The organism is Streptomyces sp. A3M-1-3, from assembly GCF_024213665.1.
Classification (GTDB): Bacteria; Actinomycetota; Actinomycetes; order Streptomycetales; family Streptomycetaceae; genus Streptomyces.
This window is the reverse complement of record NZ_JANAVP010000011.1, coordinates 178,974-201,489: the sequence shown is the minus strand read 5'-3', so window position 1 is coordinate 201,489 and position 22,516 is coordinate 178,974. Positions and strand designations below refer to the sequence as shown.

Below are 22,516 nucleotides of genomic sequence, written 5' to 3'. Positions count from 1 at the left end.
CGATTCACCGGGGTATGCAAGCACAACACGACCGACAACGCACTTCTGCGACCAGCACTTTCGCAACAGACCCTAGGGCGAGCACCATGACGAGGTACAAGAAGGCCGGCAGGGGCTGGGGCCGGTCGGTTCCACGGCTTTAGGCAGCCACCATGGGGCGAGCCTCTAAGATCATGGCCCCAGATCGGGCTATTGCGGGCAGGCGAGGTGCTGCCCGATTCGCGGCCAGCGTAAGGGGCCATGATCTCTCGCCCCATGGCAGCTCCCGCCCAAAGCCGCTCCACCGACCTCAAGCGATTCTGTCCCGCCGAGCCCGGTCACGGCGTACGCTCGGCGCGTCTTGTCTTGGGGGTGTCGTGACGAAGGACCGCAGCGGTTCAGGAGAGAGCCGCGTTCTGCATTACTTCCAGGCGAAAAGTCGCCAGCTTCTGGCGACGTCCGATCTTGCAGTATGCGAGCACTCCGGATTGTCGGGAAGCCATCGCGAGGAGTTTCAGCGCATATACCTCCGAGAAGTGATCCCGCGGAGGTATGAGGTAGGGAGGGGAATGGTTTATGGGTTGTTTGGCCGCAGTCGAGAAGCGGACATCGTGCTTTGGGATTCACAGAATTACCCAAGCCTACCCATGTCGGACCACTCGTTCTACTTCGCTGAATCGGTTCGTGTAGTCATCGAATCGAAGAGTCGCTGGTCAATGCAAGATTGGCGCGACGTCCAAGAAAAGACGCGCACGATTCGCTCCATCACGCTCGACTATTCTCCGAGTCTTCGTGACGAGATCTCCATGCTCCAGCAGGACGTGGTTGCCTTAAAGGCAGGGCATGAGCACAATGGTGCGCTCATCGTGAGGCCGAGGATCGGCACCGCCGCAGTATTCATAGAAGGTGGGGGCGACTTCCTTAGGAAGCCGGAGGCGATTTCGGAAGAAATAGAGGAGAGCGCCGAGGACTCTTGGCCCGACGTCACTCTTTTTCTTCGCGAAGGGGTTGTAATATCCAAGCATGAATGAGGGTGATCCATGCATGGATTTCTATCGCCTCAAAGAAAATGCTCTCATGGTGTTCACTAATACTATGCTTCACATGCTAATGGAGCGCACTGTATCCTCGCAGGGGCGATTCTATCTGGATAATTACATGCGGTCCGTAGCAGAAACTGAACCTTACGCGCGAATTGAATATCCGGGCACCCTGTGGCCCCCAGGCCGTACTCCCATATGGTGATGTCGGGGCGTTTTGGAAACTGGCAGACCTCAAGCTGCGTACAGCAGCGGCATACCGCAACCCCAGCAACCGCCCGCGTCCGGTAGTGTCCCTCCAGGGCCGTGAAGCGACCGGTACGACCGCCGTTGACCGATCCGGCTATAGCTACGGATCAGAAGCTTGCGCGTGCCCGTTGCGTGCCCGTTGCGTCGGGGAACAGCGGTCAACGACGGGTGTGGCAGCAGGTCGAATCGGCCGGCTCCCGCACGCGTCCTCGCTGGTCAGGACCACAACGCGCGCCGAATCAACGGCGATTCCCAAGCTCAGAGCGCGGGTTCGATTCCCGTCACCCGCTCCATTCCGGTCGGTCCGGCCCGCACGGACGAAGACCGTGGCCTCGCGTATGCCTTCCTTTCGGGCCTTCTCCTGCTCGTCGGAACCTCGTTTACCGTGCGCGCTGATCTCCTTGCGCATGCAGTGCACGGGGTCAGCCCAACGCGGCGGCATGACGGTCACGACGAGGACAGGCAGTCGAGCGTGCCCTTCCTCGCTGACGTGGACGTACGTGGGACGCCAGTCGATGCCGCCCACGTAGGGAGTGATCCACCGTTCAAGCTCCACGCTGTCGATTTCCGCCACCCCGTGATACCCATCGGGGTCCACTCCGACAACCAGGTACCCATGGCCTTCGACATGGCGAAGAGCGACGTCGGGCATTCGGTTGGCAAACCCGATCACAGCACGGGCAACATGCGCTATCGCGCTCTTGTCGCTCCTGTCCGCCGCCAAGAAGTCGAGGGACGACTCACTCCAACCAGTCCGTCTCGTCCGCTGCACTGGCCATGCGCACGGCACGGACCAGCTCCAGGTACTGCGAGGCACGCACAGGCGCACGGCTGGTGGCGAACTCCAGCGCCACAGGCTCACTCCTCCCCACGAGGAACGCCAGTATGGGCTACCAGGCCGGTGCCAAGGGGGAAAGCCGGGAAGTCTGCGGCTCCTCCCCCTAGGCTGCCGATATGGCTGTCTCCTCACAGATGGTGCCCCTGGGTACGCACGCGCCTGACTTCGCGCTGCCCGATCTGACCGGCCGGACTGTCCGCCGCGACGACTTCGCGGACGCGCCTGGGCTGCTGGTCGCGTTCCTGTGCAACCACTGCCCCTATGTGCGCCATGTCGAGGGCGGACTCGGCACTCTGCTCGCCCGGTACCCGAGCCTGGCGGTGGTGGGCGTGTGCGCCAACGACGCCGACGCCTATCCGGATGACCGGCCCGAACGCCTGGCCGAGCAGGCCCGGCGGGCAGCGTGGACCTTTCCCTACCTGGTCGACGCCGACCAGACCGTCGCCCGTTCCTACCAAGCCGCCTGCACCCCGGATTTCTTCCTCTACGACAGCCGGCGCCGACTGGCCTACCGCGGTGCGATGGACGAGTCCACGCCGGGGAGCGGCAAACCGGTCACCGGTGAACTGCTGGATGCCGCGATCGTCCACGTACTGTCCGGTGAGCCGGTACCCGAGCCGCATCGGCCGAGCATGGGCTGTTCCGTGAAGTGGCGATCGTGACCAGCGCACGCCCTCCAGCAATCGATGAGTGATCGATGAGTGATAGAAAGAGGGCATGTTCGGGCGTTTCGGGCGTTTCGTTCGGTCTGCCGCCCCGCCGTCCCGCGCATCCCCGGGGCGTCCCCGGCGCTCCTTCCTCGGGGTGCGCAGTGTCGCCGGTCAGGTGCTGCTGCTGCAGCTGGTGGTCGTGGTACTGCTGATCGCTGCCGCCGTCGGGACGCTGGTGCTGGAGGCGCGCGGCGAGAATACGCGTGAGGCCCGGGACCGGTCGATGGCCGTCGCCGAGACGTTCGCGCACGCTCCTGGGACGGCGGCGGCCATGACGAGCGCCGAACCCAGCGAGGTGCTGCAGCCGCGTGCCGAGCAGATCCGGAAGCAGACCGGCGTGGACCTCATCGTCGCGTACTCCCCGGAGGGGATCCGCTATACGCACCCCGACCCGGACCTCATCGGGGAGCCCGTCCTCGGCAGCGGCGAGGTACCGAAGCAGGCCCATACGCAGATCGACGAGACCACCGAGGGGCTCTCCGTGCTCTCGCTGGTCCCCGTCACCACGGCTGACGGCTCGACTGTCGGCACGGTGGGGGTCGGGATCACCGTCGAAAGCGTGAGCACCGTGGTCAACCGCCAACTCCCGGCCCTGCTGGGGGGCGCGGCGATCGTGCTCGCGCTGGGCACCGCCGGCTCGGCGCTGGTGGGCAGGCGGCTGCGGCGGCAGACCCACAATCTGGACCCCGCAGAGATGGCCCGTATGTACGAGCACCATGACGCGGTCCTGCACGCGGCCCGGGAGGGCGTGCTCATTGTCGGGGAGGACGGCCGGCTGCTGCTGGCCAACGACGAGACGCGGCGGCTGCTCGGGCTGCCCGCGGATGCGGAGGGGCGCAGCATCACCGAGCTGGGCCTGGACGAGGGCCTCGTCGCGCTGCTGACCTCCGGCCGCAGTCCCACCGATGAGCTACACGCGGCCGGGGAGCGGCTGCTGGCCGTCAGCGTGCGGCCGACCGGCCCCTACGGCGGTCTGCCCGGCAGCGTGGCGACGCTACGGGACACCACCGAGCTGGAGGCGCTCGCCGTCCGGGCCGAGGCGGCGCGGACGCGGCTGAAGCTGCTGTACGACGCCAGCGTGCGGATCGGCACCACCCTCGACGTGGTGCGCACTGCCGTGGAGCTGACGGAGGCGGCCGTCCCCCGGTTCTCCGACTTCGCCAGCGTCGATCTGCTGGACCCCGTACTGCGCGGCGAGGAGCCGGTGGGGCTGGAGATGCGCCGGATCGCCCTCAGCGGCATCCGGGACGACCACCCCCTCTATCCGCTCGGCCGGCTGATCAGTCTCGCACCGAACACCCTGCAGGCATTCGGCTTCGCGAGCGGCCGGACGGTGCTGGAGCCGGAGCTGCCCGCGTTCTCCGGATGGCAGGAGCAGGACCCTGCACTGGCCGAGGTGATCGTCGGCTATGGCATCCACTCCCTGATCACTGTGCCGGTCCGGGCCCGGGGCATCATCCTCGGCATGGCCTCCTTCTGGCGCTCGGAGAAGCCCGAGCCCTTCGACGAGGAGGACGTCTCCCTCGTCGAGGAGCTGGTCGCCCTCGCGGCGGTGAGCATCGACAACGCCCGCCGCTTCACCCGCGAGCACACCACGGCCGTCACGCTGCAGCACAGCCTGCTGCCGAGTGGGCTGCCCGAGCAGGACGCCCTGGAGGTCGCACACCGCTATCTGCCTGCCAAGGCGGTGGGCGGCGACTGGTTCGACGTCATCCCCCTGCCGGGTGCCCGGGTCGCCCTGGTGGTCGGCGATGTGACCGGCCACGGTCTGCAGGCCGTGGCCACGATGGGCCGGCTGCGCACTGGCATCCACAATTTCGCCGCCCTGGACATGGCCCCCGACGAGCTGCTGGCCGGCCTGGACGATCTGGTCATCCGGATCGACGAGAACCAGCCCGCCGTCGGTGACAGCGCCCAGATCACCGGGGCCACCTGTCTGTACGCCGTCTACGACGCGGTCACCGGCCGCTGCACCCTGGCCCGGGCCGGTCACCCCGGGCCCGCCGTGATCCGCCCCGACGGCACGGTGGACTTCCCCGAGATCCCCGCCAGCCCGCCGCTGGGCCTGGGCGGCCTGCCCTTCGAAACCGCGGAGCTGCAACTGCCCGCGGGGAGCAGGCTGGTCCTGTTCACCGACGGTCTCATCACCGGCCTGGACCGGGACATCGACACCGGCCTGGACCGGCTGCGCGGCGCGCTGTCCGGCGTGGGGGCGGAGCGGAGCCCGGAGGCAATCTGCCAGTCGGTGGTCGGCACCATGCTGCCCGCCGAACGTAGCGACGACATCGCGCTGCTGGTGGCCCGCACCCGGCTGCTGGACCCGGGCCAGGTCGCCCACTGGGAGGTACCGAACGATCCCGCGGAGGTCGGCCGGGTACGCGCCTCATGCGCCCGGCAGTTGGAGGAGTGGGGGCTTGACGTGGTGAGGTTCACCACCGAGCTCATCCTCAGCGAGCTGATCACCAATGCCATCCGGTACGGCTCCGAGCCCATCCGGGTGCGGCTGTTGCATGACCGCAGCCTGATCTGCGAGGTATCCGACGGCAGCAGCACCTCACCGCATCTGCGACGGGCGGCCACGACGGACGAGGGCGGGCGAGGTCTGTTCCTGGTCGCCCAGATGGCGAAGCGGTGGGGGACGCGGCACACGGCCGACGGAAAGATCATCTGGGCCGAGCAGGTCCTGCACCCCGGCTCGGCGGACAGCGCGGACGGCGCCGGGAAGCCGGTCCAGGAGGCCGGACTGCCGACCCTGTGGGACGACGTACCGGCCCTGTGAGAGTCCCCGCCGGCCAACACCGAGCGTGACAGTGTCCCGTATGAGCGATGTGATGACGACAGCCCTCGCCGGCGCGGCCGCGGGTCTGGGGTGGCGATGCCGGTGGGGGCCGTGGGCGTGCTGCTGATCCAGGAGGGCATGCGCGGGCGGCGCGAGGCCGCCGCCGCCGCGGTCGCGCTCGTCGACATGGTGTACGCGGCGGTGGCGACCGCCCTCGGGCCGCTGGTCGCCGGTGCGCTCGCGTGGGGCCGAGGCGTGGGTACGGCCAAGTCCCCGAACTCGGCGGGTTCGACCACTGGCGGCCAGCTACCGGCCGTGCGATCGATCTCCGTCAGACCGTCCAGCGCGATCCGTGCGCTCGACAGGCCACCCCGCAGAGTGCGCCGGTAATCGGCGGCTCGCCGACCGCTCGGAGCACCGTCGCCGTGGCCGCTGATAGATGGGCCCCCGGCTTCGGTTCGGGCCAGGTTGCTCTCGCCGTCTGGGGACTCCCCGTCCAAACCAAGCGCCAGGTTCCTATCGGTACCCGTACCCCGGGACGGCGCCGGGGCGGGCGACTGGCGGGCCAGGTGCTCCGCGTAGGCCGTGCGGGCGCGCTCCTGGTCGGCGGCCCACACGACGTCCCATTCGAACAGCGGCTTGCCCATCGCATCGGCTTCGGGCACGCCCGGCTGAGCGGAGGCCCGATGGCACACGCGGCCGACCTGTTCATCGAGGCGGCCGACCTGGCGGAGCGCCTCGATGACCGCCAGGCCCTGCAGAACGCCATGTTCGGCCTGGGTGACGCCTACCGTCAGCTGCCCGTGCCGCCCCTGAGGTTCCCCTAGGTTTCCCTGATATGTGTCAGGTTCCTTTGACAGGTGCAGCCGGGGGTGTCAGCTTTGAGTGACAGGTACGTAGGAAGGGGGTCCCGATGACCGGAGTCCCGGCCCCGCAGCCGAGCGGGGACGAGCTGCTGAAGGTCCTCGGGGCGCTCGGCAATCCGCATCGCATGCGGATCGTCGCAGCCCTCGTCGACGGGGGCCGCAACTATGTCAGCCAGCTCGCCCGCGAGCTGGGCATGGGCCGCCCGCTGCTGCACATGCACCTGCAGCGGCTGGAGGCCGCGGGGCTCGTCACCGGCGAGCTGGAGCTGTCGGAGGACGGCAAGGCGATGAAGTACTTCGAGGTCACGCCGTTCTGTTACGCGCTGACCCCCGAGGCCGTGGCCGAAGCGGCACGGACGATCACCGAGGAAGCCACAGAGACAGTGAAGGAGACTGCGCGATGAACGGAGCGGACTGGGCGGGAGTGGTCGGCGCCGGCGGTGTCTTCCTCCTCCTCATCGTGGTCGTCTGGCAGACCGCCGCGACGTGGCGGGCCCGCATGATGGCGTCCCGCGAGGAGCAGTACAAGCAGCTCGCGGCGAAGTACGCGGAACTCCTGGAGGACAACGTCGAGCTTCACCGGCGCACCCTCGAGGAGCTGACGCAGGCCCGCACCTCGATCACGTCGATGGAGAAGATGATGCGCGAGATCGAATAGCGGTACGGCAGTGGTACGGCCGGGAGCGGTAACTCCCGGCCGTACGCATGGAGAACACACCCCAGGCACATCCCACCCGTACGCCGCGGCAGGTCGGCAAACCATCACGCCGCGGTGCGGGTCCCGTGCGCCCCGAGCCGGTCATCGACCGGTCGTACTCCACACGAGGAGATTACTCATGAATGTGCTGCTCAAGCGTGCCGCGAGCGCCCCTGGGGGCCGTCGCACGAAATGGCTCGTGCTGGTGGCCTGGCTGATCCTGGCCGTCGCGCTGGGCCCGCTGGCCGGCAAGCTCGCCGAGGTCGAGGAGACCGGCCCCAATGCCTTCCTGCCGCGCGGCGCCGAATCCGCGCAGGTCAACACCGAACTGGAGAAGTTCCGTACAGACGCCCTGATGCCGGCCGTCGTTGTCTACACCGGCGAAGACGCGGCCGCAGTCAAGTCGAAGGCCGCGGCGGACCGTACGGCGTTGGCCGACTTCGCCGCCAAGGGTCAGCAGGTCTCGCAGCCCATCCCGTCCGAGGACGGCGAAGCTCTGATGACCATCATCCCCCTCGACACCAAGGGCGAGGTGACCGACGCGGTCAAGGAGCTGCGCGACATCGCCGGCTCCAACGCCCCGCCCGGCGTCGACATCGAGGTCGGCGGCCCCGCCGGTTCGCTCGTCGACCAGGTCGCGGTCTTCGATTCACTCGACGCCAACCTCATGATCGCCACCGGCCTGGTCGTGGCGGTGCTGCTGCTGATCACCTACCGCAGCCCCATCCTGTGGCTCTTCCCGCTGATGTCGGTCGGTTTCGCCGCGGTCCTCACCCAGGTCTGCACGTACCTGCTCGCCAAGTACGCGCATCTGCCCGTCGATCCGCAGAGCGCGGGGATCCTGATGGTGCTGGTCTTCGGCGTCGGGACGGACTACGCGCTGCTGCTGATCGCCCGCTACCGCGAGGAGCTCCACCGCAACGAGGACCGGCACGAGGCAATGAAGATCGCCCTGCGCCGCTCCGGGCCCGCGATCCTCGCGTCCGCCGGCACCATCGCGGTTGGCCTCGCCTGCCTTTTGCTGGCCGACATCAACTCCTCACGCTCCTTGGGCCTGGTCGGAGCGGTCGGCGTGATCTGCGGATTCGTTGCGATGATCACGGTCCTCCCGGCATTGCTGGTGATCGCGGGCCGCTGGGTGTTCTGGCCGTTCGTACCGCGGTTCGGCACCCCGGCCCGTAAGGCGACGACGATCTGGTCCCGGATCGGGTCGGCCGTCGCCCAGCGCCCCCGCTGGTCCTGGATGATGTCCATCGCCGTCACCGGCGTCCTCGCGCTCAGTGCGGTCGGCATCAACATGGGCCTGACTCAGTCCGAGATGTTCCAGGACAAGCCCGAGTCGGTCATCGCCCAGGAGAAGATCTCCGCGCACTACCCATCGGGCGCCTCCGATCCCGCGAAGATCATCGCCAACGCGGCTCAGGCCGTCGAGGTGAAGGCGGCCGCGTCAGACGTCGACGGAGTCGCCCGCGTCGAGAACGGCGACCGTACGGACGACGGCGAACTGAGCACCCTCTCCGTGGTGCTGAGGGACGCCCCGGACAGCCAGGCCGCCAAGGACGCCATCGGTGATCTCCGCGAGGCCGTGCACACGGTCGACGGCGCGGATGCCATCGTCGGCGGCACCACCGCACAGACCCTGGACACCCAGCGGGCCGCTGACCGTGACCTGAAGACCGTCATCCCGGTGGTCCTCCTGGTCGTGCTCCTCGTCCTGATCTGGCTGCTGCGCGCCCTGATCGCACCGCTTCTCCTGCTCGCCACCGTCGTGCTCTCCTACTTCGCGGCGCTCGGCGCCTCGAACCTCCTCTTCGAGCACGTCCTGGGCTTCGCCGGAGTCGACTGGTCCATTCCGCTGATGGGCTTCGTCTTCCTCGTCGCCCTCGGCATCGACTACAACATCTTCCTGATGCACCGGGTCAAGGAAGAGGCCAACCGGCTCGGCCACGCACGCGGCGTACTGGAGGGCCTGACCAGCACCGGCGGCGTCATCACCTCCGCGGGCGTCGTCCTCGCCGCGACCTTCGCCGTCTTCGCCGGGCTGCCCCTGGTGACCATGGCCCAGATGGGCGTCATCGTCGGCATCGGCGTGCTGCTCGACACCTTCCTCGTACGCACCGTCCTGGTCCCGGCCCTCGCCCTCGACCTGGGCCGCTGGTTCTGGTGGCCCGGCCGCCTCTTCCGCCACATGGAACGCAGGCCCGAGGAGGAGGCCGCCGGCTTGCCGGCCCTTGCCCACGACGGACCGGTCTGCGACTGATCAACCGAAAAGGATCCAGTACATGTCTGCTTCCCGTTCTCCCCGCCCCGTCCGCCGCAGGGTCTTCCTCGCAGTCGGAGGCACCGCGTCAGTCGTCGGCGCCGGCTGGGGAACCAACTTCCTGTTTGCCTACAACCGTCGCGACCGAAGCAACGTCGGCACGCTCGGCTTCCGCAATCCGCTGAAGATCCCTGACCTGCTTGACCCGGCGCCCTCCGCCGACGGGCTCAAGACCTACGAACTCAAACTCGCCCCGGGACAGACCGAGTTCCTTCCCGGCAAGAAGACCGACACCTGGGGCGCGAACGGCACCTATCTCGCACCTACCCTGCGGGCCCGCGACGGTGACAAGGTCTCCTTCTCCATACGCAACGACCTGCCGGACGCCACGACCCTCCACTGGCACGGGATGCATCTGCCGGCCGTGATGGACGGCGGACCACACCAGATGATCCCAGCGGGCGCGAACTGGCGGCCGGGTGGACCGTGCACCAGCCGGCCTCCACTCTCTGGTACCACCCCCATCCGCACGGCTCGACGGGCTCGCACGTCTACCGGGGTGTGGCCGGAATGATCATCCTGGACGATCGGCACTCGCTCCGTTCGGGGCTGCCGGGCGAGTACGGCGTGGACGACGTCCCCCTGGTGATCCAGGACAAGAACTTCCACGACGACGGCTCACTGGACTTCACCGAGACCACCCTCAGCGAGGACCTCGCGGCAGCGGACAACGTCGGCGTGCTCGGCGACACCATCCTCGTCAACGGCACCTACGACCCGCACTTCAAGGTCACCACACAGCGCGTGCGCTTCAGGCTGCTCAACGGATCCAACGCCCGCGTCTACCAGCTGGGCTTCCCCGACGATCGCACGTTCCATCTGGTCGCCGTCGACAACGGACTCCTCAAGCGCCCGCAGGCGCTGACCCGGCTACGGCTGGCGCCCGGCGAACGGGCCGAGATCGTCGTGGCGTTCAAGCCCGGTGAGGAGGCGGTGCTGCGCAGCTTCCGGCCCGACCTCAAGGTCGACTTTCCGAGCGGCCGCTTCTCCGGCGGCGACGACACCTTCGACATCATCGCGCTGCGCGCGGCGAAGACCCTGAAGGAGTCCCCCGAACTGCCCACCCAGGTCCCCGGCGCACCGGCCACCATCAAGGTGCCGAAGAACCCGCGGACCCGGAGGTTCCGATTCAGCGGTACCCAGATCAATGGCAGGGACATGGCCATGGACCGGGTCGACGAAGTAGTACCCGCCGGGACCACGGAGATCTGGGAGATCGAACGGGGCGATGGCCAGGTCCACGCCTTCCACATCCACGGCGCCACGTTCAATGTCCTCGAAGTACTCGGCGAGGAGCCGCCCGTCTTCATGCGCGGTCCGAAGGACACCGCCTATCTACCGGGCACAGGCACGATCAGACTCGCCGTCCAGTTCGACACCCTGACCGACGACGAGCGGCCGTACATGTACCACTGCCACATCCTGCGCCACGAGGACGCCGGAATGATGGGGCCAGTTCCTGGTCGTCGAACCCGGCCGCGAGGACAAGGTCTCCAAGGTCCTCCAGGACGGCAGCGGTTCGCACCATTGATCGACCTCACGACGGCTCCGTTGGCAGGCCCTCACGACGTAACTCGTGTCGCGTCGTCGGCTCGCCGGCATCCGCAGGCCGGTCGGGGTGCCGCCAGGCTCCTCTCGACTTCGTCCAACGCCGCTCGCGCGGCCGCGATCTGCGCCCGCAGCACCGCCCTCGGCTCGTCCGGCTCCGGCGTCCGGCCGAACACCCAGCCGACCATGGAGTACACGTAGAGCAGGAGCGCGCCGACGAGCAGGAAGCTCAAGGTGCCGGGCAGGCTCTTGCCCACAGCGACGATCACGATGCGCAATTGCGGCAGGAACCGGGCGGCGCGCAGAACCGGGGCAAGACCCGGCAGCCGCGTGGCGTTCTCCCGGGCGAACGGCATGAAGGCCAGGGCGACGACGGCCAGGTCGAATACGTTCCACGGATCGCGGAAGAAGTCTCCGGGGCGGTCGGCATGCGCTGCGGCGCGCAGCAGTATCTCGGCCGTGAACGCGGCGAGGAAGAGATGCTCAGCCGTACTGAGTACGTCATGCCACGCCGCGACGGCACCGCTGTAGGTCTCGATGCCGAGGAGTACGGCGTTGGCAGCGATGAGGCAGAAGACTGCGCTGCTGAAAGCGGTGGAGTCCACGATGCGACGGCTGCGGTCGGCAAGAGCCTGCCGTAACTGCCCGGCGGTCCGATCGGACATCGGGTGATCCATTCCTCTTCGGACCAGCTGGGCCCCGGAGAACTGGAAGGTCAACCGCTTGGCGGCCTTCAGTGCACTCACAGCGCCGCGCTCGCCGGCTTGTGCGGCGCGCTCCAGCTCGCTGCGCTCGCCGCACAGGCCAGCGTCAGGGCAAGAGCCAGGAGCAGCAGGAGAACTTCGGTCACCGTGCCGCCCCCGTTCCCCAACTCGACAGGGCGGGAATGGCACGGCTCGTACTGGGAGGCTCACCCATTGCGGGACCGCAGCTCCTTCTCGGATCAGAGACTTAGGACGGGGAAGCAACTCCGCACACTCATAGCAAAGGAAAGGCAAACTGCCGTCAGGTGGCGACCGTCAATTCGCAAACCAGGCACTACCCTGCGCATTCGAATGCGCCCACAGAGTGGCGCTGACGGCTGGAAGCGGCCGCCTGGCGGTCCTCGCAGACCCATGTGAAGGAGTGAACGCCGCGATGGTGTTCAAGAAACTGCTCGGAGCCATCGGTGTCGGCGGCCCCTCGGTCGACACCGTGCTGGATACCGGATCCGCCGCGCCGGGCGGCACCCTGTCCGGGCAGGTCCGCCTGCGCGGCGGCCAGGCCGACGTGACCATCGAGCACATCACCCTCGACCTCGTCGCCCGCGTCGAGGCGGAAGGCCACGACGGAGAGCACGAAGGCACGGTCGTCTTCGACCGCATCACCATCGGCGGCGGCATCCGCCTCGCCGAAGGCGAGGAACACAGCGTCCCCTTCACCGCCTCCCTCCCCTGGGAGACTCCGGTGACTGAACTGCACGGCCAGCCCCTCGGCGTGGGCGTACGGACCGAGCTGGCGGTGGCCGACGCGAAGGACAAGGGCGACCTCGACCCGCTCCGGGTGCGTCCCCTGCCGGTCCAGGAAGCAATCCTGGAAGCCTTCGGACACCTCGGATACGGCTTCAAGTCCGCCGACCTGGAGGTTGGCCGCATCCGTGGCACCGGCCAGCAACTGCCCTTCTACCAGGAGATCGAACTCACACCGCCCGCCCAGTACGCGCACGCGGTGAACGAGATCGAAGTGACCTTCCTCGCCACGCCCGGTGGCATGGAAGTCGTCATCGAGGTGGACAAGGGCGGTCACGTCCTGAATGGATACAGCTCCGAAGGCCGCGACGCGGTCACCCGGTTCACCGTCTCGCACCACAACGTCCAGCACATCGACTGGAATGCCGAAGTCGATGCCTGGACCAAGCAGCTCGTCGACCGCCACGGACAACACGCCGGCCACCACGGCGGCCACCACCGTTCGGGCACCGGAGCCGTCGCCGGCGTCGCCGCCGGCGTGGCGGTCGCGGCTGGAGGCATGGTCGCCGCCGAAGTCGTCGACGAGATCGGCGACGCCTTCGAAGACGCGGAAGATGACGAGGGCAGCGACGAGGAGTGAGGCCCGAGGCTGGGCGCCCTCCCCCGTCGGCCGCCCTGGGCCGCCCGATGGCGCCGATGGTCACAAGGGCGTGGCCGCTTCCAGCACGAAGAACAGCGCGATGGCCGCATTCAGGGCGGAGAGTGTGGAAGCGGCCGTCCCGGCGGCGGCGATGAGGGCCGCGAGCCCGACACGGGTGAGAGCGGGTGGCCAGCTGCGGGCAGGAGGGGTCGGGCCGAGCAGGGCGGCCACTCTGCGCGGAACGGGTCCCGGCTCGGCGAATGCCGCCAGCCCGGGCGCGGCCGCGTGATGAGAGACCAGCGCGGCCTTACCTACGGCGCGGGCAGTCAAGCGCCGGTCTCCGGTGGCTCGGGCTGCTTCCTCGTCGGCCCAGCGTTCTGTGCTGTATGCGACCGCTTGCCGCAGCGGCCGAAGGAGTGGGTTCGCGCAGCCGGCCAACTGGACGGCGAGCAGGGGCCGGTGGTGCCGGCCTGACAGGTGGGCACGCTCATGGAAGCCTTGCCGGCCACCTCGTCGTAGGGAACCGCTTCGCGCACTTCGGGGTCCGACCACCCGTCGGGCAGTGGATTGCCCGGCAGTTGCGCGGTGCCGACGACCACGAGGAGACCCAGGCACAGTGTGCTGCACGCCGCGAGGACCACCCCGACTGCAGTCAGCAGGCGCGCGGCGCTTCGTGGATGCAGGTGCGTCTCCGCCAGGCGTGCGATCGGAAGGGCCGTCAGCGGCAGGACCAGCGGCAGGAACACGAAGACGCCCATCGGTCAACTCTCCGCTTCGCCCGCAGTGCCGGATGCCGTCGGCCCAGGCTCGTTCAGCAGGGACCGCAGGAGCTGCTCGTCATGCGGCGCGAGAGCCGAGACGAAACTGGAAAGCACCGCGTCTCGGTCATCCTGCCGGTCGAGGAGCTGCCGCATCCGCAGCGCCGTCAGTCCTGCCTCGTCGGCTGTGGATATCCACAGGAACGACCGGCCGGACCGGCTCCGGGTGACGGCCTGCTTGCTGTACAGCCGGGTCAGGATGGTGATGACCGTGGTGTAGGCCAAGTCGCCGTGGAGGCGCTCCTGTACCCACGCGGCAGTAACTGGCCCTGGCGCCGATCCCAGAACCGACAGCACCTGGGCTTCGAGCTCGCCCTGGCCCCGCCTGCGCGTGCGGGGACTCCGGCCGGTGCTCCCGCTCTCCTCCACCATCAGGCGGCCCCCTACTCGTCCTCCAGCCCGTAGCTGCTGGGGCATCTACGCATCGTACCCAGCAGGCCGTCTTAGTCTCCGGCGACAAGTGTTCACCCGACCGAGGGTGACATCCGGTCACGTCTCCCGGCACCACCCAACTATTTTCTACAGTGCTGTAGATTTCAGAATCCGGCACGCAACTCGCCGGGCATACCCGTGCCCGGCTTGGGACTTGAGAAGGAGAACGGCATGGGCGTGAGCCTTTCCAAGGGTGGCAACGTTTCACTGACCAAGGAAGCCCCGGGCCTGACCGCGGTGCTGGTCGGCCTCGGCTGGGACGTGAGGACCACCACCGGTACCGACTACGACCTGGACGCGAGCGCCATGCTGGTCAACGAGTCCGGCAAGGTCCCCTCCGCCCAGCACTTCGTTTTCTACAACAACCTCAAGAGCCCCGACGGCTCCGTGGAGCACACCGGCGACAACCTCACCGGTGAAGGCGAGGGCGACGACGAGGTCATCAAGGTCGACCTCGCCTCCGTACCCGCCGACGTGTCCAAGATCGTGTTCCCTGTCTCGATCCACGACGCCGAGTCCCGCGGGCACAGCTTCGGGCAGGTCCGAGGCGCCTTCATCCGCGTGGTGAACCAGGCGGGCGGCGCGGAGATCGCCCGCTACGACCTGAGCGAGGACGCCGCCACCGAAACCGCGATGGTCTTCGGCGAGCTCTACCGCAACGGCGCGGAGTGGAAGTTCCGCGCCGTCGGCCAGGGCTACGCAAGCGGACTGGCCGGCATCGCGACCGACTTCGGCGTCAGCCTCTGAGGCCGTCCACCGTACGTACCGTCGTCACCGCGCACGAGAGGGACCGCAACGCATGAGCGTCAACCTGACCAAGGGCCAGCAGATCAGCCTGACGAAGTCCGGGGGTGGTGACCTCACCGTCGTACGCATGGGCCTGGGCTGGAAGTCCGCTCCCCGCAAGGGATTCCTCGCCAGAATGACCGCCCGCGAGGTCGACCTGGACGCCTCCGCGGTGCTCTTCGCCGGCAAGGAGCCGGTGGACGTCGTCTTCTTCCAACAGCTGACCAGCAAGGACGGCTCCATCCGCCACACCGGGGACAACCTTGTCGGCGGCGCCGGTCAGGGCGGTGACGACGAGTCGATCGTCGTGGACCTGCAGCGCGTCCCCGTTCACGTCGACCAGATCGTCTTCACGGTGAACTCGTTCACCGGTCAGACCTTCGAGGAAGTCGAGAGCGCCTTCTGCCGTCTGGTTGACGAGACCAATGGGCAGGAACTGGCCCGCTACACACTGAGCGGCGGAGGCCGCCACACCGCGCAGATCATGGCCAAGGTCCACCGGTCCGGCAGCGGATGGCAGATGGACGCCATCGGCGACCCGGCCAACGGACGGACCTTCCAGGACCTCATGCCGGCCATCGCCTCGCACCTGTAGCCGCTCCCTCAGCGGCGGGCACCTGCCTGGCGCGTGGCCGGGGCAATTCACCGGCCACCACTCGAAAACCCTCCAACGATTGCAGGAGAATTCACATGGCCCTGTGGGACCGGCTCAAAGACTCCGCCGCGACGATGCAGACGCAGCTCATGGCGACGAAGAGCGACCTCAAGAGCGGCGCGTTCCGGGATTCGAGCATGGCGATGTGCGCCCTGGTCGCCGCCGCGGACGGCACCATCGACCCGGCCGAGCGCCAGCGGGTCGCCTCACTCATCGCCACCAACGAGGTGCTGCAGAACTTCCCGGCCGAAGACCTTCAGCGCCGCTTCGACGACTACCTGAACAAGCTCACCGCCGACTTCGCCTTCGGCAAGGTCGGCGTCCTGCAGGAGATCGCCAAGGCCAAGAAGAAGCCCGCCGAAGCCCGCGCGGTCATCCAGATCGGCATCATCATCGGCGGCGCCGACGGCGACTTCGACAAGGACGAGCAGGCCGTCGTCCGTGAAGCCTGCTACGCCCTCGACCTCCCGCCCCACGAATTCGACCTCTAAGCCACCGCCGAAGGCGAGCGTGCCGGCCCCATGCTGCGCGCCCGCCTTCGGGACATTGCGCTGCCGTGCTCTCGGTTACGCCGACGGCCGGGCGGCGTTGGTCACCGCTCGTAGCAGCCATTCGACCGGACCGTAGGGATGACGGCGCAGCCACCACCGGCAGGCCACGATCTGGCATGCGAACAGGGCCAGTGCGATGCCCGTCACCTGCGGCGGTGGCACGCGGCCCACCAGGGCGGCGCCGAATCCGGTGAAGAGCAGGGCGCAGACCAGTGACTGGGTGAGGTAGTTGGTCAGGGTCATCCGGCCCGCCGGAGCCAGGACGGCGGCGAGGCGCCGGCCTCCACCGGTGGATATCAGCCGCAGCACGGTGGCCGTATACGCGGCGGCCAGCAGAGGCGCGGTCACCACATCCGCGCCGAGCGCGAAAAGCTGGTAGGCGGTGCCCGGATGCTCCAGGCTCGCGTGTGCGTAGACCACGCCACCGGCCAGCCCGATGGGGAAGCCGACCCACTGCAGCCGCCGCAGGGCCCGCTCGTGGCGGGTGACGCCGGCCAAGACCTCGTGCTTGCCTGCGGCGAGGCCGAGCAGGAAGGCGGCCAGAGCAGCCGGGGCTTGGAAGAAGATGAGCATGAACGCGACATCCGGCAGCTGCTCGAGATGCGCTCCGATCACCGAACCCAGGCCGCCGCGCAGCGCGCCGGTCGCCTGTTGGGCGTGGGCTGCCACGGCGGCCGAGTCGATGCCGCCACCGCCCGACGCGTGCTGAGCGAGGCCGAGCAGCAGGTAGCCGGCGGCGGTGACCGTGAACAGCACGACCGCGATGCGCACCGCATTGCGGGGCCGGCTGCGGCGAGCGATGAGCAGGATCAGGCCCAGCAGGGCGTAGGTGGTGAGGATGTCACCGGGGAAGAGGACGACGGCATGGAAGGCGCCGAGCGCGAACAACGCTGCGAGGCGGCGCAGGAATCGGGGGGCGAAGCGGGCGCCCCCGCGTTCGGCGGACTGCATTTGCAGGGTGAAGCTGTAGCCGAACAAGAAGGAGAACAGCAGGTAGAACTTGGCCTCGAACAGCATCGCCACCACAAAGCGCACAGCGCGGTCGGCAGGTGAGTCGAAGCCGGGGTCCTCCAGGCCGGTGCCGTGGTAGGCGGAGGCGAGGTAGGTGATGTTGACCATCAGGATGCCGAAGAGTGCGAAGCCGCGCAGCGCGTCGATGTCCGTGATCCGTCGTACTGTCGCGCGGGCGGCCGTCGGCTGTGTCGTCGTGCCGGTCACCTTGTCCCTCCCTTGCTGTCGCCGCCGACGTGGTGGAGGAAGCGGCGCTGGTCGGCGAGATATCCGCTCGCGAACAGGGCCCTGGGCGCGAAGAGCGCGGTGAGCGTGACCCTGACCTTCGAATGCTCAACGCCGTGCTTCAGCAGGGAGTGAGTGGCGTCGGGATAGTGCTCGACCCGCAGGCCGGGGGCCTGGAGCAGCTTGCGGTAGGCGGTTTCGGTGTCGGCGACGTCGACGTTGATGTCGTGGCCGGCCAGGATCAGCAGGACGGGCGTCCCGCGCATCGCCCGCAGGTCTGCCGTGGCGTCGGCGGTGTAGTTCCTCGAGATGAACCGCCACCGGTCGGCCGTCATGCCCTGGGCGTCGCCGACCTCAGCCCCGTACTCCTCGAACGACGCGCCGCGGCGCAGCAGTTGCAGCGTGGTCTCCCGCCGTCGCAGCGCGGCCTCGACCTGCTCGGCGGAGGCGCCGTCCTCGCGCATCTGGGCGAGGAGGTTGTAGCGGCCTTGCTGCTGCCAGTTCACGGCCGGGGATACGGCGATGACGAACCGCAGACCGGGAGTGCGGGCCGCGACCTTGGGCAGCACCCATCCCGCCTGGCTCGCTCCCCACAGTCCGATGCGGCGACTGTCGATGTCCGGCCGCTGACGCGCCCAGGAGATGGCATCCATGGCCTCGTCGGCCCGGTCCTCCATGCTCTGGTGCAGCCAGTTGCCCGACGAGCCCCCCACTCCGGGCTTGCTCCAGGACAGTGAGGCGTACCCGGCTCTGGCGAACGACTCCCACAGCGGCCGGTAGAAGGTGTCATGGGTGGCGTCGACCGGACCGTCCCCGTGCACGAAGACGACCAGCCCGTACGGCCCCCGGCCCTCCTTCGGCGTGGCCAGCACGCCGTCGAGCGCATCTCCACCATGGCGGAGGGTGACTCGCTCCTCCCGGATGTCGTAGGAGTTCTGCCAGATCGCCACCGCGCCCAGCCCCGCTGTCACCAGCAGTAGGCCGGCCAGGGACCAGACCACCGCTTTCCCCCGGCGACGCCTGCCTCCGGGCACACCCCCGCGTTGTCTCGATCGCATGATCGCCCCTATCTATCGCTTCTGAAACGCTCGTTTACGATACGAACGTACTACAGTGGATAGCGACATCGCTACGGCAGCGAGCGGGACGAGAAGCGAGGAGGGCCGGGAATGGCCAACGCGGAGAACGGACGGGACGCGAGGAGCGCCGCTGAAGGCGGACCGGTCACCGTCCGGCGCGGCGTGCCGGACGGAGCCGAGGAACGCGTCGCCGAGCTGTACTGGGAGGCGTTCGGCCGGAAGCTGGGCGCAGCCCTCAACCCAGCTGCCGCAGGCAGGCACTTCATCGCGACGCATCTGCACCGGGACCGGGCCGTGGTGGCACTCGCCGGTGACCAGGTGGTGGGAGTGGCCGGCTTCCAGCTCGACGGGCGCGGGCTCACCGGCGGAGGCGTGACCGATGTCCTCCATGCGTACGGCCTGTTCAGAGGAATCCCACGACTCGCGGTTCTGGCCCTGCTCGAACGCACCCCGGCACCAGGACAGCTCGTCATGGACGGCATCGCGGTCGACGCGGACTTCCGCGGCAACGGCATCGGCAGCCTGCTCCTGCGGGAGACGTTCCGTGTCGCCGCCGACCACCTCTGCCACGAGGTCCGGCTTGACGTCATCGACGTCAATCCCCGCGCACGCGCCCTGTACGAACGGCACGGATTCACCGCGGTCCGCACCGAACAGACGCCCTACCTGCGACGTCTGATGGGGTTCGGCGCCGTCACCACCATGCACCGCTCCATCGCCCCACCCGCCGGAGAGCGGCCGTGACCACCGGGGAGACGCGCATGCCTCACGCCTATGCTCGGCCCATGCCCGAAGCCGCCCCCGAGATCCCCACCCGCCTGCTCGTGCATGCCATGGTCCGCGAGGACGGCACCGTCGACGCCGGCGAGCTCTACACCATCGCGGGCACCCTGGGAATGAGCGACCAGCAGGTACGTCTGTGCATCAAACGACTCGTCGCCGAAGGCCGCTTCACCCACGAAGGCCGCGGCCGCAAAGCCCTGTTGCGTGCCACCGCCGACGTCACGGGATCCCTTGCGCCGAACGTCGACTACGTCCGCTACGCGTACCAACAGGACCACGGCCACGCCCCCTGGGACGGCGTCTGGCACCTCTTCGCGTTCGCCATCCCGGAATCAGCCAGAGCCGCCCGCGACATCCTGCGCGACACCCTCCTCAAGCTCGGCGCAGCCGCCGTCCAGGGCGGCCTGTACGTCAGCGCCAACCCCATCGAGAAGCACGTCGAGGCACAGGCGCGGCACCTCGGCATCCTGGCTGCCGTCACCTTCCTCACCAGCAGCGACCTGCGCATCGGCGAACGCCGCGCGCCCACCGACCTGGCATCCGAACTCTGGCCCCTGGCAGAGATCGCCGACCGCTATGACCGGCTCGCCGTACTCGCCCAGGCCAGACTCGACCAGCTCGACCAGCTCGACGGGCTCGACCGGCTCGACCGGCTCGACGACACCGCGAGCCCGACCGACACCGAGCAGCTGACCATCGCCATCGAACTCGCAGCCGAGTTCACCCGCGCCATGGAACCCGACCCCCTCCTCCCGCCCGAGCTCCTCCCCCAGCCCTGGACCGGCGCACACGCCCGCCACCTCGCGGCTCGCTGCTGGGCCCGGCTCCTCGAGTACCAAACAGTCGCGGCGGCGGACAACCATCCACGACCGCGCCTTTTCAGCCTCTACTCCGACGTCATCCACCACGCAGCACCGGGCATTCGTGACGACATGTCCGGGAGTACGAGATACCACCGCCAGTAAATCTTTGCAGCAGCGTCACAAGGGCTGCGCACCACCTTCGGCGGGTGCCGCTAGCGTTACTGGCCGATCGATCCCGCGTGCGAACTCCAACAGGTCGCCGGCGTCCCTGGCGGCGCAGTCAGCACAGAAAGATCGTAGATGGACTTCTGCTTCCCGTGCCGCCGGAACCTCAATGGGGCACTCGTGTGCCCGGGGTGCGGCGCATACGCTCCGGACATTGCCCCGCCTGCATGGCGCGACGCGGAGGAGGTCCCCGCTCCGGGGTCCTCCTGAGGCTGAGGACATGGCGCGCGACGCAATCGCCGAGGCGCTTGGCATTCAAGCGGACACGATCGCCGTGGAGCTGGTGGTTCCGGAATTCGCATCACTGCTGCAGTGCGTACTGAAGGCAAGAAGGCACCGTGCCGCGGCCGATGCTGCCGAACAGCAGACACTCGCCGATGCTGCTCGCACACTGGTCGAGGACTTGCGCGTAAGCCAGAATGATGCCTGCCGACTGCTCGGTATATCTCACCATGAGGTGTCTCACCTCTCCCCAGCCCGCGGCTCTGCCGACTCACGTCCATTGCACCTTGGCCCACTGTCCACGCCGAGCGCACCGGGCTTCGGCATCCGCAGCAGCGAAGGGCATCGGCATCCGCGACCGGGATTCGCCAACGGCTCACACGACAGCGGCAGCATGATGAGCCCGAAGCGGCACCGACAGGCATCATTCAACCGGCCGGGCTGGGCGATTGTGGAGGATGACTCCTAATGGTCAACCGCCGTCCACTCCGATGGCACGGACTCCCGAGAGCCGGAAACCGATATGAAATCGCAGGTTTGAGAGAGGTTTCGCGCACTCGGGCGAGGCAAGCAGGGAAGGCATGAACAATCCCCATGAACCCATGCCCGTAAACGACACCAATAACGCCTATGACCATAACCGGGACGCCCATGGGCGTAGTCGGGACGGCGCCGGAGCAAACCGGGCAGCCTTGGTCATCCACACGATCGCGGACATCGCTGCAGGCTTTCTGGGCCTGTGGATCCTGCTGTACCTGCTCGAGGCCAACCAGGGGAACGTCTTCGTCGACTTTGTGCACGGTATGGCGGACTGGCTCGCCGGCTGGTCCCAGGACATCTTCACCATGGAGATCGAAGGACTGCGGGTCTTTCTCAATTACGGTCTGCCCGCCGTGATTTACCTTCTGCTCGGCCATGGGATCGCTGCGCGGATACGCCGCCTCTGACCGAACTCCGGTAGAGCGCGTCATATATGGCGCGTCAGGGCTCCGTGTCGCGGCTCGGCGGCACGGAGTCCCGTGCCCACTGCGGGAACGAGCGCAACAGCACGGCGCGCTCCCGCACCAGGGCTATCTGCTCCCCCCCCCCCAGCGAATTTTGATGCCTGCTTCGAACGCTGAGCCGCATGTCTTCGGTAGCGCAGTGTCGGCGCATCCACGAGGACGCCTTCCGCCGACGCGGACGCGGCCATGAGGAGGCTCGTGTCCTCCATGCCGCGCAGCGCGGACCAGCCGCCGAGGGCGAGGAGGAGGGAGCGTCGCCACATCGTTCCGGCGGGGTGGACGGGAAGTCGGTGGCCGGCGCCCTCGGCCGTCCATAGATCGAGCAGCACACCGCGAGGCAGCACACCGGCAGCTACCGGCAGGGCATGCTCGTGCAGGCGCCCGTCGGGCATCAGGTCCCGGGCATGGCCCACGGCAAAGCCGGCGCCTGGATGAGCGGTGAGAGCACCAGTCAGGACAGCCAGGGCGTCCGGCTCGAGTTCATCATCGGCGTCGATGTTCTGAACCAGCGGCGCCGTGGCCCGGCCGAGGGCGACGTTCCGGGTGACAGCGGGCCCCTCGGTCGTGCCGTGCGCCGCGACGACCACCCGTCGGTCACGCGCAGCGCCGCATGCCCGCAGCGCCTCCAGGACACCTTCCGGCGGACCGTCGATCTGCACCAGCCAGGTCCACGCCGAGTGGCTCTGCCGGTACAGCGACTGCCATACGAAGGGAAGGAATACGGCGTAAGGGGCGTGCACAGCCGTCACCACATCCACTCGCATGATCGAATGATATTGCCCCCCGGACAGCCGTGTCGTGATAGGCA

At 68.2% G+C, this 22,516-nt stretch carries 21 protein-coding genes and 3 pseudogenes; 18 read left to right on the top strand and 6 right to left on the bottom strand.

Translation table 11 applies throughout. The features are described from left to right. The first annotated feature begins 356 nt into the window (after positions 1-356). From NLX86_RS15450 to NLX86_RS15405, 10 genes and pseudogenes are all read left to right on the top strand, one after another. Positions 357-1,010: a DUF6602 domain-containing protein gene (locus NLX86_RS15450; RefSeq protein ID WP_254372261.1), complete on the top strand. Its 654-nt coding sequence runs from the start codon at positions 357-359 to the stop codon at positions 1,008-1,010. Between the two features lie 1,212 nt (positions 1,011-2,222). After that, a complete protein-coding gene (locus NLX86_RS15445) occupies positions 2,223-2,768 on the top strand; it encodes a thioredoxin family protein (protein WP_254372260.1) in 546 nt (181 codons plus the stop codon). A gap of 55 nt (positions 2,769-2,823) precedes the next feature. After that, a complete protein-coding gene (locus NLX86_RS15440; protein ID WP_254372259.1) occupies positions 2,824-5,595 on the top strand; it encodes a SpoIIE family protein phosphatase/ATP-binding protein in 2,772 nt (923 codons plus the stop codon). Positions 5,596-5,706: 111 nt separating this feature from the next. Then, the gene (locus tag NLX86_RS15435) at positions 5,707-5,985 is read left to right on the top strand and encodes a hypothetical protein (RefSeq protein WP_254372258.1); all 279 of its coding nucleotides are present in this window, start codon (positions 5,707-5,709) and stop codon (positions 5,983-5,985) included. A gap of 296 nt (positions 5,986-6,281) precedes the next feature. Beyond that, positions 6,282-6,422, top strand: coding sequence for a hypothetical protein (locus NLX86_RS15430; protein ID WP_254372257.1), 141 nt, complete (start codon positions 6,282-6,284; stop codon positions 6,420-6,422). Between the two features lie 86 nt (positions 6,423-6,508). Continuing rightward, the gene (locus NLX86_RS15425) at positions 6,509-6,865 is read left to right on the top strand and encodes a winged helix-turn-helix domain-containing protein (protein ID WP_254372256.1); all 357 of its coding nucleotides are present in this window, start codon (positions 6,509-6,511) and stop codon (positions 6,863-6,865) included. Next, the gene (locus NLX86_RS15420; RefSeq protein ID WP_254372255.1) at positions 6,862-7,119 is read left to right on the top strand and encodes a hypothetical protein; all 258 of its coding nucleotides are present in this window, start codon (positions 6,862-6,864) and stop codon (positions 7,117-7,119) included. The genes NLX86_RS15425 and NLX86_RS15420 overlap by 4 nt, the downstream gene beginning before the upstream one ends. Positions 7,120-7,297: 178 nt before the next feature. Next, positions 7,298-9,418: an MMPL family transporter gene (locus tag NLX86_RS15415; protein WP_254372254.1), complete on the top strand. Its 2,121-nt coding sequence runs from the start codon at positions 7,298-7,300 to the stop codon at positions 9,416-9,418. A gap of 22 nt (positions 9,419-9,440) precedes the next feature. After that, positions 9,441-9,952 (top strand): annotated as a pseudogene (locus NLX86_RS15410) (multicopper oxidase domain-containing protein); the annotation flags it as partial. Between the two features lie 36 nt (positions 9,953-9,988). Next, a complete protein-coding gene (locus NLX86_RS15405; RefSeq protein ID WP_374213889.1) occupies positions 9,989-11,227 on the top strand; it encodes a multicopper oxidase family protein in 1,239 nt (412 codons plus the stop codon). Here the strand turns inward: NLX86_RS15405 and NLX86_RS15400 are convergent. Continuing rightward, positions 11,152-11,691: pseudogene (locus NLX86_RS15400) on the bottom strand (ion transporter); the annotation flags it as partial. The gene NLX86_RS15405 and the pseudogene NLX86_RS15400 overlap by 76 nt on opposite strands. Positions 11,692-12,163: 472 nt before the next feature. Here NLX86_RS15400 and NLX86_RS15395 point away from each other — a divergent pair. Next, positions 12,164-13,114 (top strand): sporulation protein, encoded by a 951-nt coding sequence (locus tag NLX86_RS15395; protein WP_254372251.1) that lies wholly within the window; start codon positions 12,164-12,166, stop codon positions 13,112-13,114. Positions 13,115-13,174: 60 nt separating this feature from the next. On the opposite strand, the pseudogene NLX86_RS15390 reads toward NLX86_RS15395, so the two are convergent. Both NLX86_RS15390 and NLX86_RS15385 read right to left on the bottom strand, forming a co-directional pair. Further along, positions 13,175-13,872: pseudogene (locus NLX86_RS15390) on the bottom strand (M56 family peptidase). A 3-nt stretch (positions 13,873-13,875) separates the two neighbouring features. Then, entirely contained in the window at positions 13,876-14,304 is a 429-nt protein-coding gene (locus tag NLX86_RS15385) for a BlaI/MecI/CopY family transcriptional regulator (RefSeq protein ID WP_254372275.1), read from the bottom strand. Between the two features lie 231 nt (positions 14,305-14,535). On the opposite strand from NLX86_RS15385, the gene NLX86_RS15380 reads away from it, so the two are divergent. The 3 genes from NLX86_RS15380 (at position 14,536) to NLX86_RS15370 (ending at position 16,296) form a co-directional block, all read left to right on the top strand. Continuing rightward, positions 14,536-15,111, top strand: coding sequence for a TerD family protein (locus tag NLX86_RS15380; protein ID WP_254372250.1), 576 nt, complete (start codon positions 14,536-14,538; stop codon positions 15,109-15,111). A 52-nt stretch (positions 15,112-15,163) separates the two neighbouring features. Further along, a complete protein-coding gene (locus tag NLX86_RS15375) occupies positions 15,164-15,745 on the top strand; it encodes a TerD family protein (protein WP_254372249.1) in 582 nt (193 codons plus the stop codon). Positions 15,746-15,840: 95 nt separating this feature from the next. Then, the gene (locus NLX86_RS15370; RefSeq protein ID WP_254372248.1) at positions 15,841-16,296 is read left to right on the top strand and encodes a tellurite resistance TerB family protein; all 456 of its coding nucleotides are present in this window, start codon (positions 15,841-15,843) and stop codon (positions 16,294-16,296) included. 75 nt (positions 16,297-16,371) lie between these two features. On the opposite strand, the gene NLX86_RS15365 is transcribed toward NLX86_RS15370, so the two are convergent. Next, positions 16,372-17,574, bottom strand: coding sequence for a DUF418 domain-containing protein (locus NLX86_RS15365; RefSeq protein ID WP_254372247.1), 1,203 nt, complete (start codon positions 17,572-17,574; stop codon positions 16,372-16,374). After that, positions 17,571-18,593, bottom strand: a complete 1,023-nt coding sequence (locus NLX86_RS15360) for a CocE/NonD family hydrolase (protein WP_254372246.1) — start codon at positions 18,591-18,593, stop codon at positions 17,571-17,573. The genes NLX86_RS15365 and NLX86_RS15360 overlap by 4 nt, the downstream gene beginning before the upstream one ends. A gap of 168 nt (positions 18,594-18,761) precedes the next feature. Here NLX86_RS15360 and NLX86_RS15355 point away from each other — a divergent pair, with 168 nt between their 5' ends. From NLX86_RS15355 to NLX86_RS15340, 4 genes are all read left to right on the top strand, one after another. After that, positions 18,762-19,415 carry a GNAT family N-acetyltransferase gene (locus tag NLX86_RS15355; RefSeq protein ID WP_254372245.1) on the top strand — a complete coding sequence of 218 codons (654 nt, stop codon included), beginning with the start codon at positions 18,762-18,764 and terminating at the stop codon, positions 19,413-19,415. A 41-nt stretch (positions 19,416-19,456) separates the two neighbouring features. Continuing rightward, the gene (locus tag NLX86_RS15350; protein ID WP_254372244.1) at positions 19,457-20,419 is read left to right on the top strand and encodes a PaaX family transcriptional regulator C-terminal domain-containing protein; all 963 of its coding nucleotides are present in this window, start codon (positions 19,457-19,459) and stop codon (positions 20,417-20,419) included. A 283-nt stretch (positions 20,420-20,702) separates the two neighbouring features. Next, positions 20,703-21,173: a hypothetical protein gene (locus NLX86_RS15345; RefSeq protein WP_254372243.1), complete on the top strand. Its 471-nt coding sequence runs from the start codon at positions 20,703-20,705 to the stop codon at positions 21,171-21,173. A gap of 112 nt (positions 21,174-21,285) precedes the next feature. After that, the gene (locus tag NLX86_RS15340) at positions 21,286-21,651 is read left to right on the top strand and encodes a hypothetical protein (RefSeq protein ID WP_254372242.1); all 366 of its coding nucleotides are present in this window, start codon (positions 21,286-21,288) and stop codon (positions 21,649-21,651) included. Between the two features lie 20 nt (positions 21,652-21,671). On the opposite strand, the gene NLX86_RS15335 is transcribed toward NLX86_RS15340, so the two are convergent. After that, complete coding sequence (locus NLX86_RS15335; protein ID WP_254372241.1) at positions 21,672-22,472, bottom strand: glycosyltransferase; 801 nt, start codon at positions 22,470-22,472, stop codon at positions 21,672-21,674. Positions 22,473-22,516: the final 44 nt, after the last annotated feature.

What these genes read in the sequence shown, in the direction of transcription:
- NLX86_RS15430 (WP_254372257.1), top strand. Translation starts at nt 6,282, where the DNA reads ATGGCACACGCGGCCGACCTGTTCATCGAGGCGGCCGACCTGGCGGAG.
- NLX86_RS15440 (WP_254372259.1), top strand. Translation starts at nt 2,824, where the DNA reads ATGTTCGGGCGTTTCGGGCGTTTCGTTCGGTCTGCCGCCCCGCCGTCC.
- NLX86_RS15340 (WP_254372242.1), top strand. Translation starts at nt 21,286, where the DNA reads ATGAACAATCCCCATGAACCCATGCCCGTAAACGACACCAATAACGCC.
- NLX86_RS15445 (WP_254372260.1), top strand. Translation starts at nt 2,223, where the DNA reads ATGGCTGTCTCCTCACAGATGGTGCCCCTGGGTACGCACGCGCCTGAC.
- NLX86_RS15375 (WP_254372249.1), top strand. Translation starts at nt 15,164, where the DNA reads ATGAGCGTCAACCTGACCAAGGGCCAGCAGATCAGCCTGACGAAGTCC.
- NLX86_RS15370 (WP_254372248.1), top strand. Translation starts at nt 15,841, where the DNA reads ATGGCCCTGTGGGACCGGCTCAAAGACTCCGCCGCGACGATGCAGACG.
- NLX86_RS15425 (WP_254372256.1), top strand. Translation starts at nt 6,509, where the DNA reads ATGACCGGAGTCCCGGCCCCGCAGCCGAGCGGGGACGAGCTGCTGAAG.
- NLX86_RS15335 (WP_254372241.1), bottom strand. Translation starts at nt 22,472, where the DNA reads ATGCGAGTGGATGTGGTGACGGCTGTGCACGCCCCTTACGCCGTATTC.
- NLX86_RS15395 (WP_254372251.1), top strand. Translation starts at nt 12,164, where the DNA reads ATGGTGTTCAAGAAACTGCTCGGAGCCATCGGTGTCGGCGGCCCCTCG.
- NLX86_RS15415 (WP_254372254.1), top strand. Translation starts at nt 7,298, where the DNA reads ATGAATGTGCTGCTCAAGCGTGCCGCGAGCGCCCCTGGGGGCCGTCGC.
- NLX86_RS15380 (WP_254372250.1), top strand. Translation starts at nt 14,536, where the DNA reads ATGGGCGTGAGCCTTTCCAAGGGTGGCAACGTTTCACTGACCAAGGAA.
- NLX86_RS15420 (WP_254372255.1), top strand. Translation starts at nt 6,862, where the DNA reads ATGAACGGAGCGGACTGGGCGGGAGTGGTCGGCGCCGGCGGTGTCTTC.
- NLX86_RS15345 (WP_254372243.1), top strand. Translation starts at nt 20,703, where the DNA reads ATGGCGCGCGACGCAATCGCCGAGGCGCTTGGCATTCAAGCGGACACG.
- NLX86_RS15355 (WP_254372245.1), top strand. Translation starts at nt 18,762, where the DNA reads ATGGCCAACGCGGAGAACGGACGGGACGCGAGGAGCGCCGCTGAAGGC.
- NLX86_RS15405 (WP_374213889.1), top strand. Translation starts at nt 9,989, where the DNA reads ATGATCATCCTGGACGATCGGCACTCGCTCCGTTCGGGGCTGCCGGGC.
- NLX86_RS15350 (WP_254372244.1), top strand. Translation starts at nt 19,457, where the DNA reads ATGCCCGAAGCCGCCCCCGAGATCCCCACCCGCCTGCTCGTGCATGCC.
- NLX86_RS15385 (WP_254372275.1), bottom strand. Translation starts at nt 14,304, where the DNA reads ATGGTGGAGGAGAGCGGGAGCACCGGCCGGAGTCCCCGCACGCGCAGG.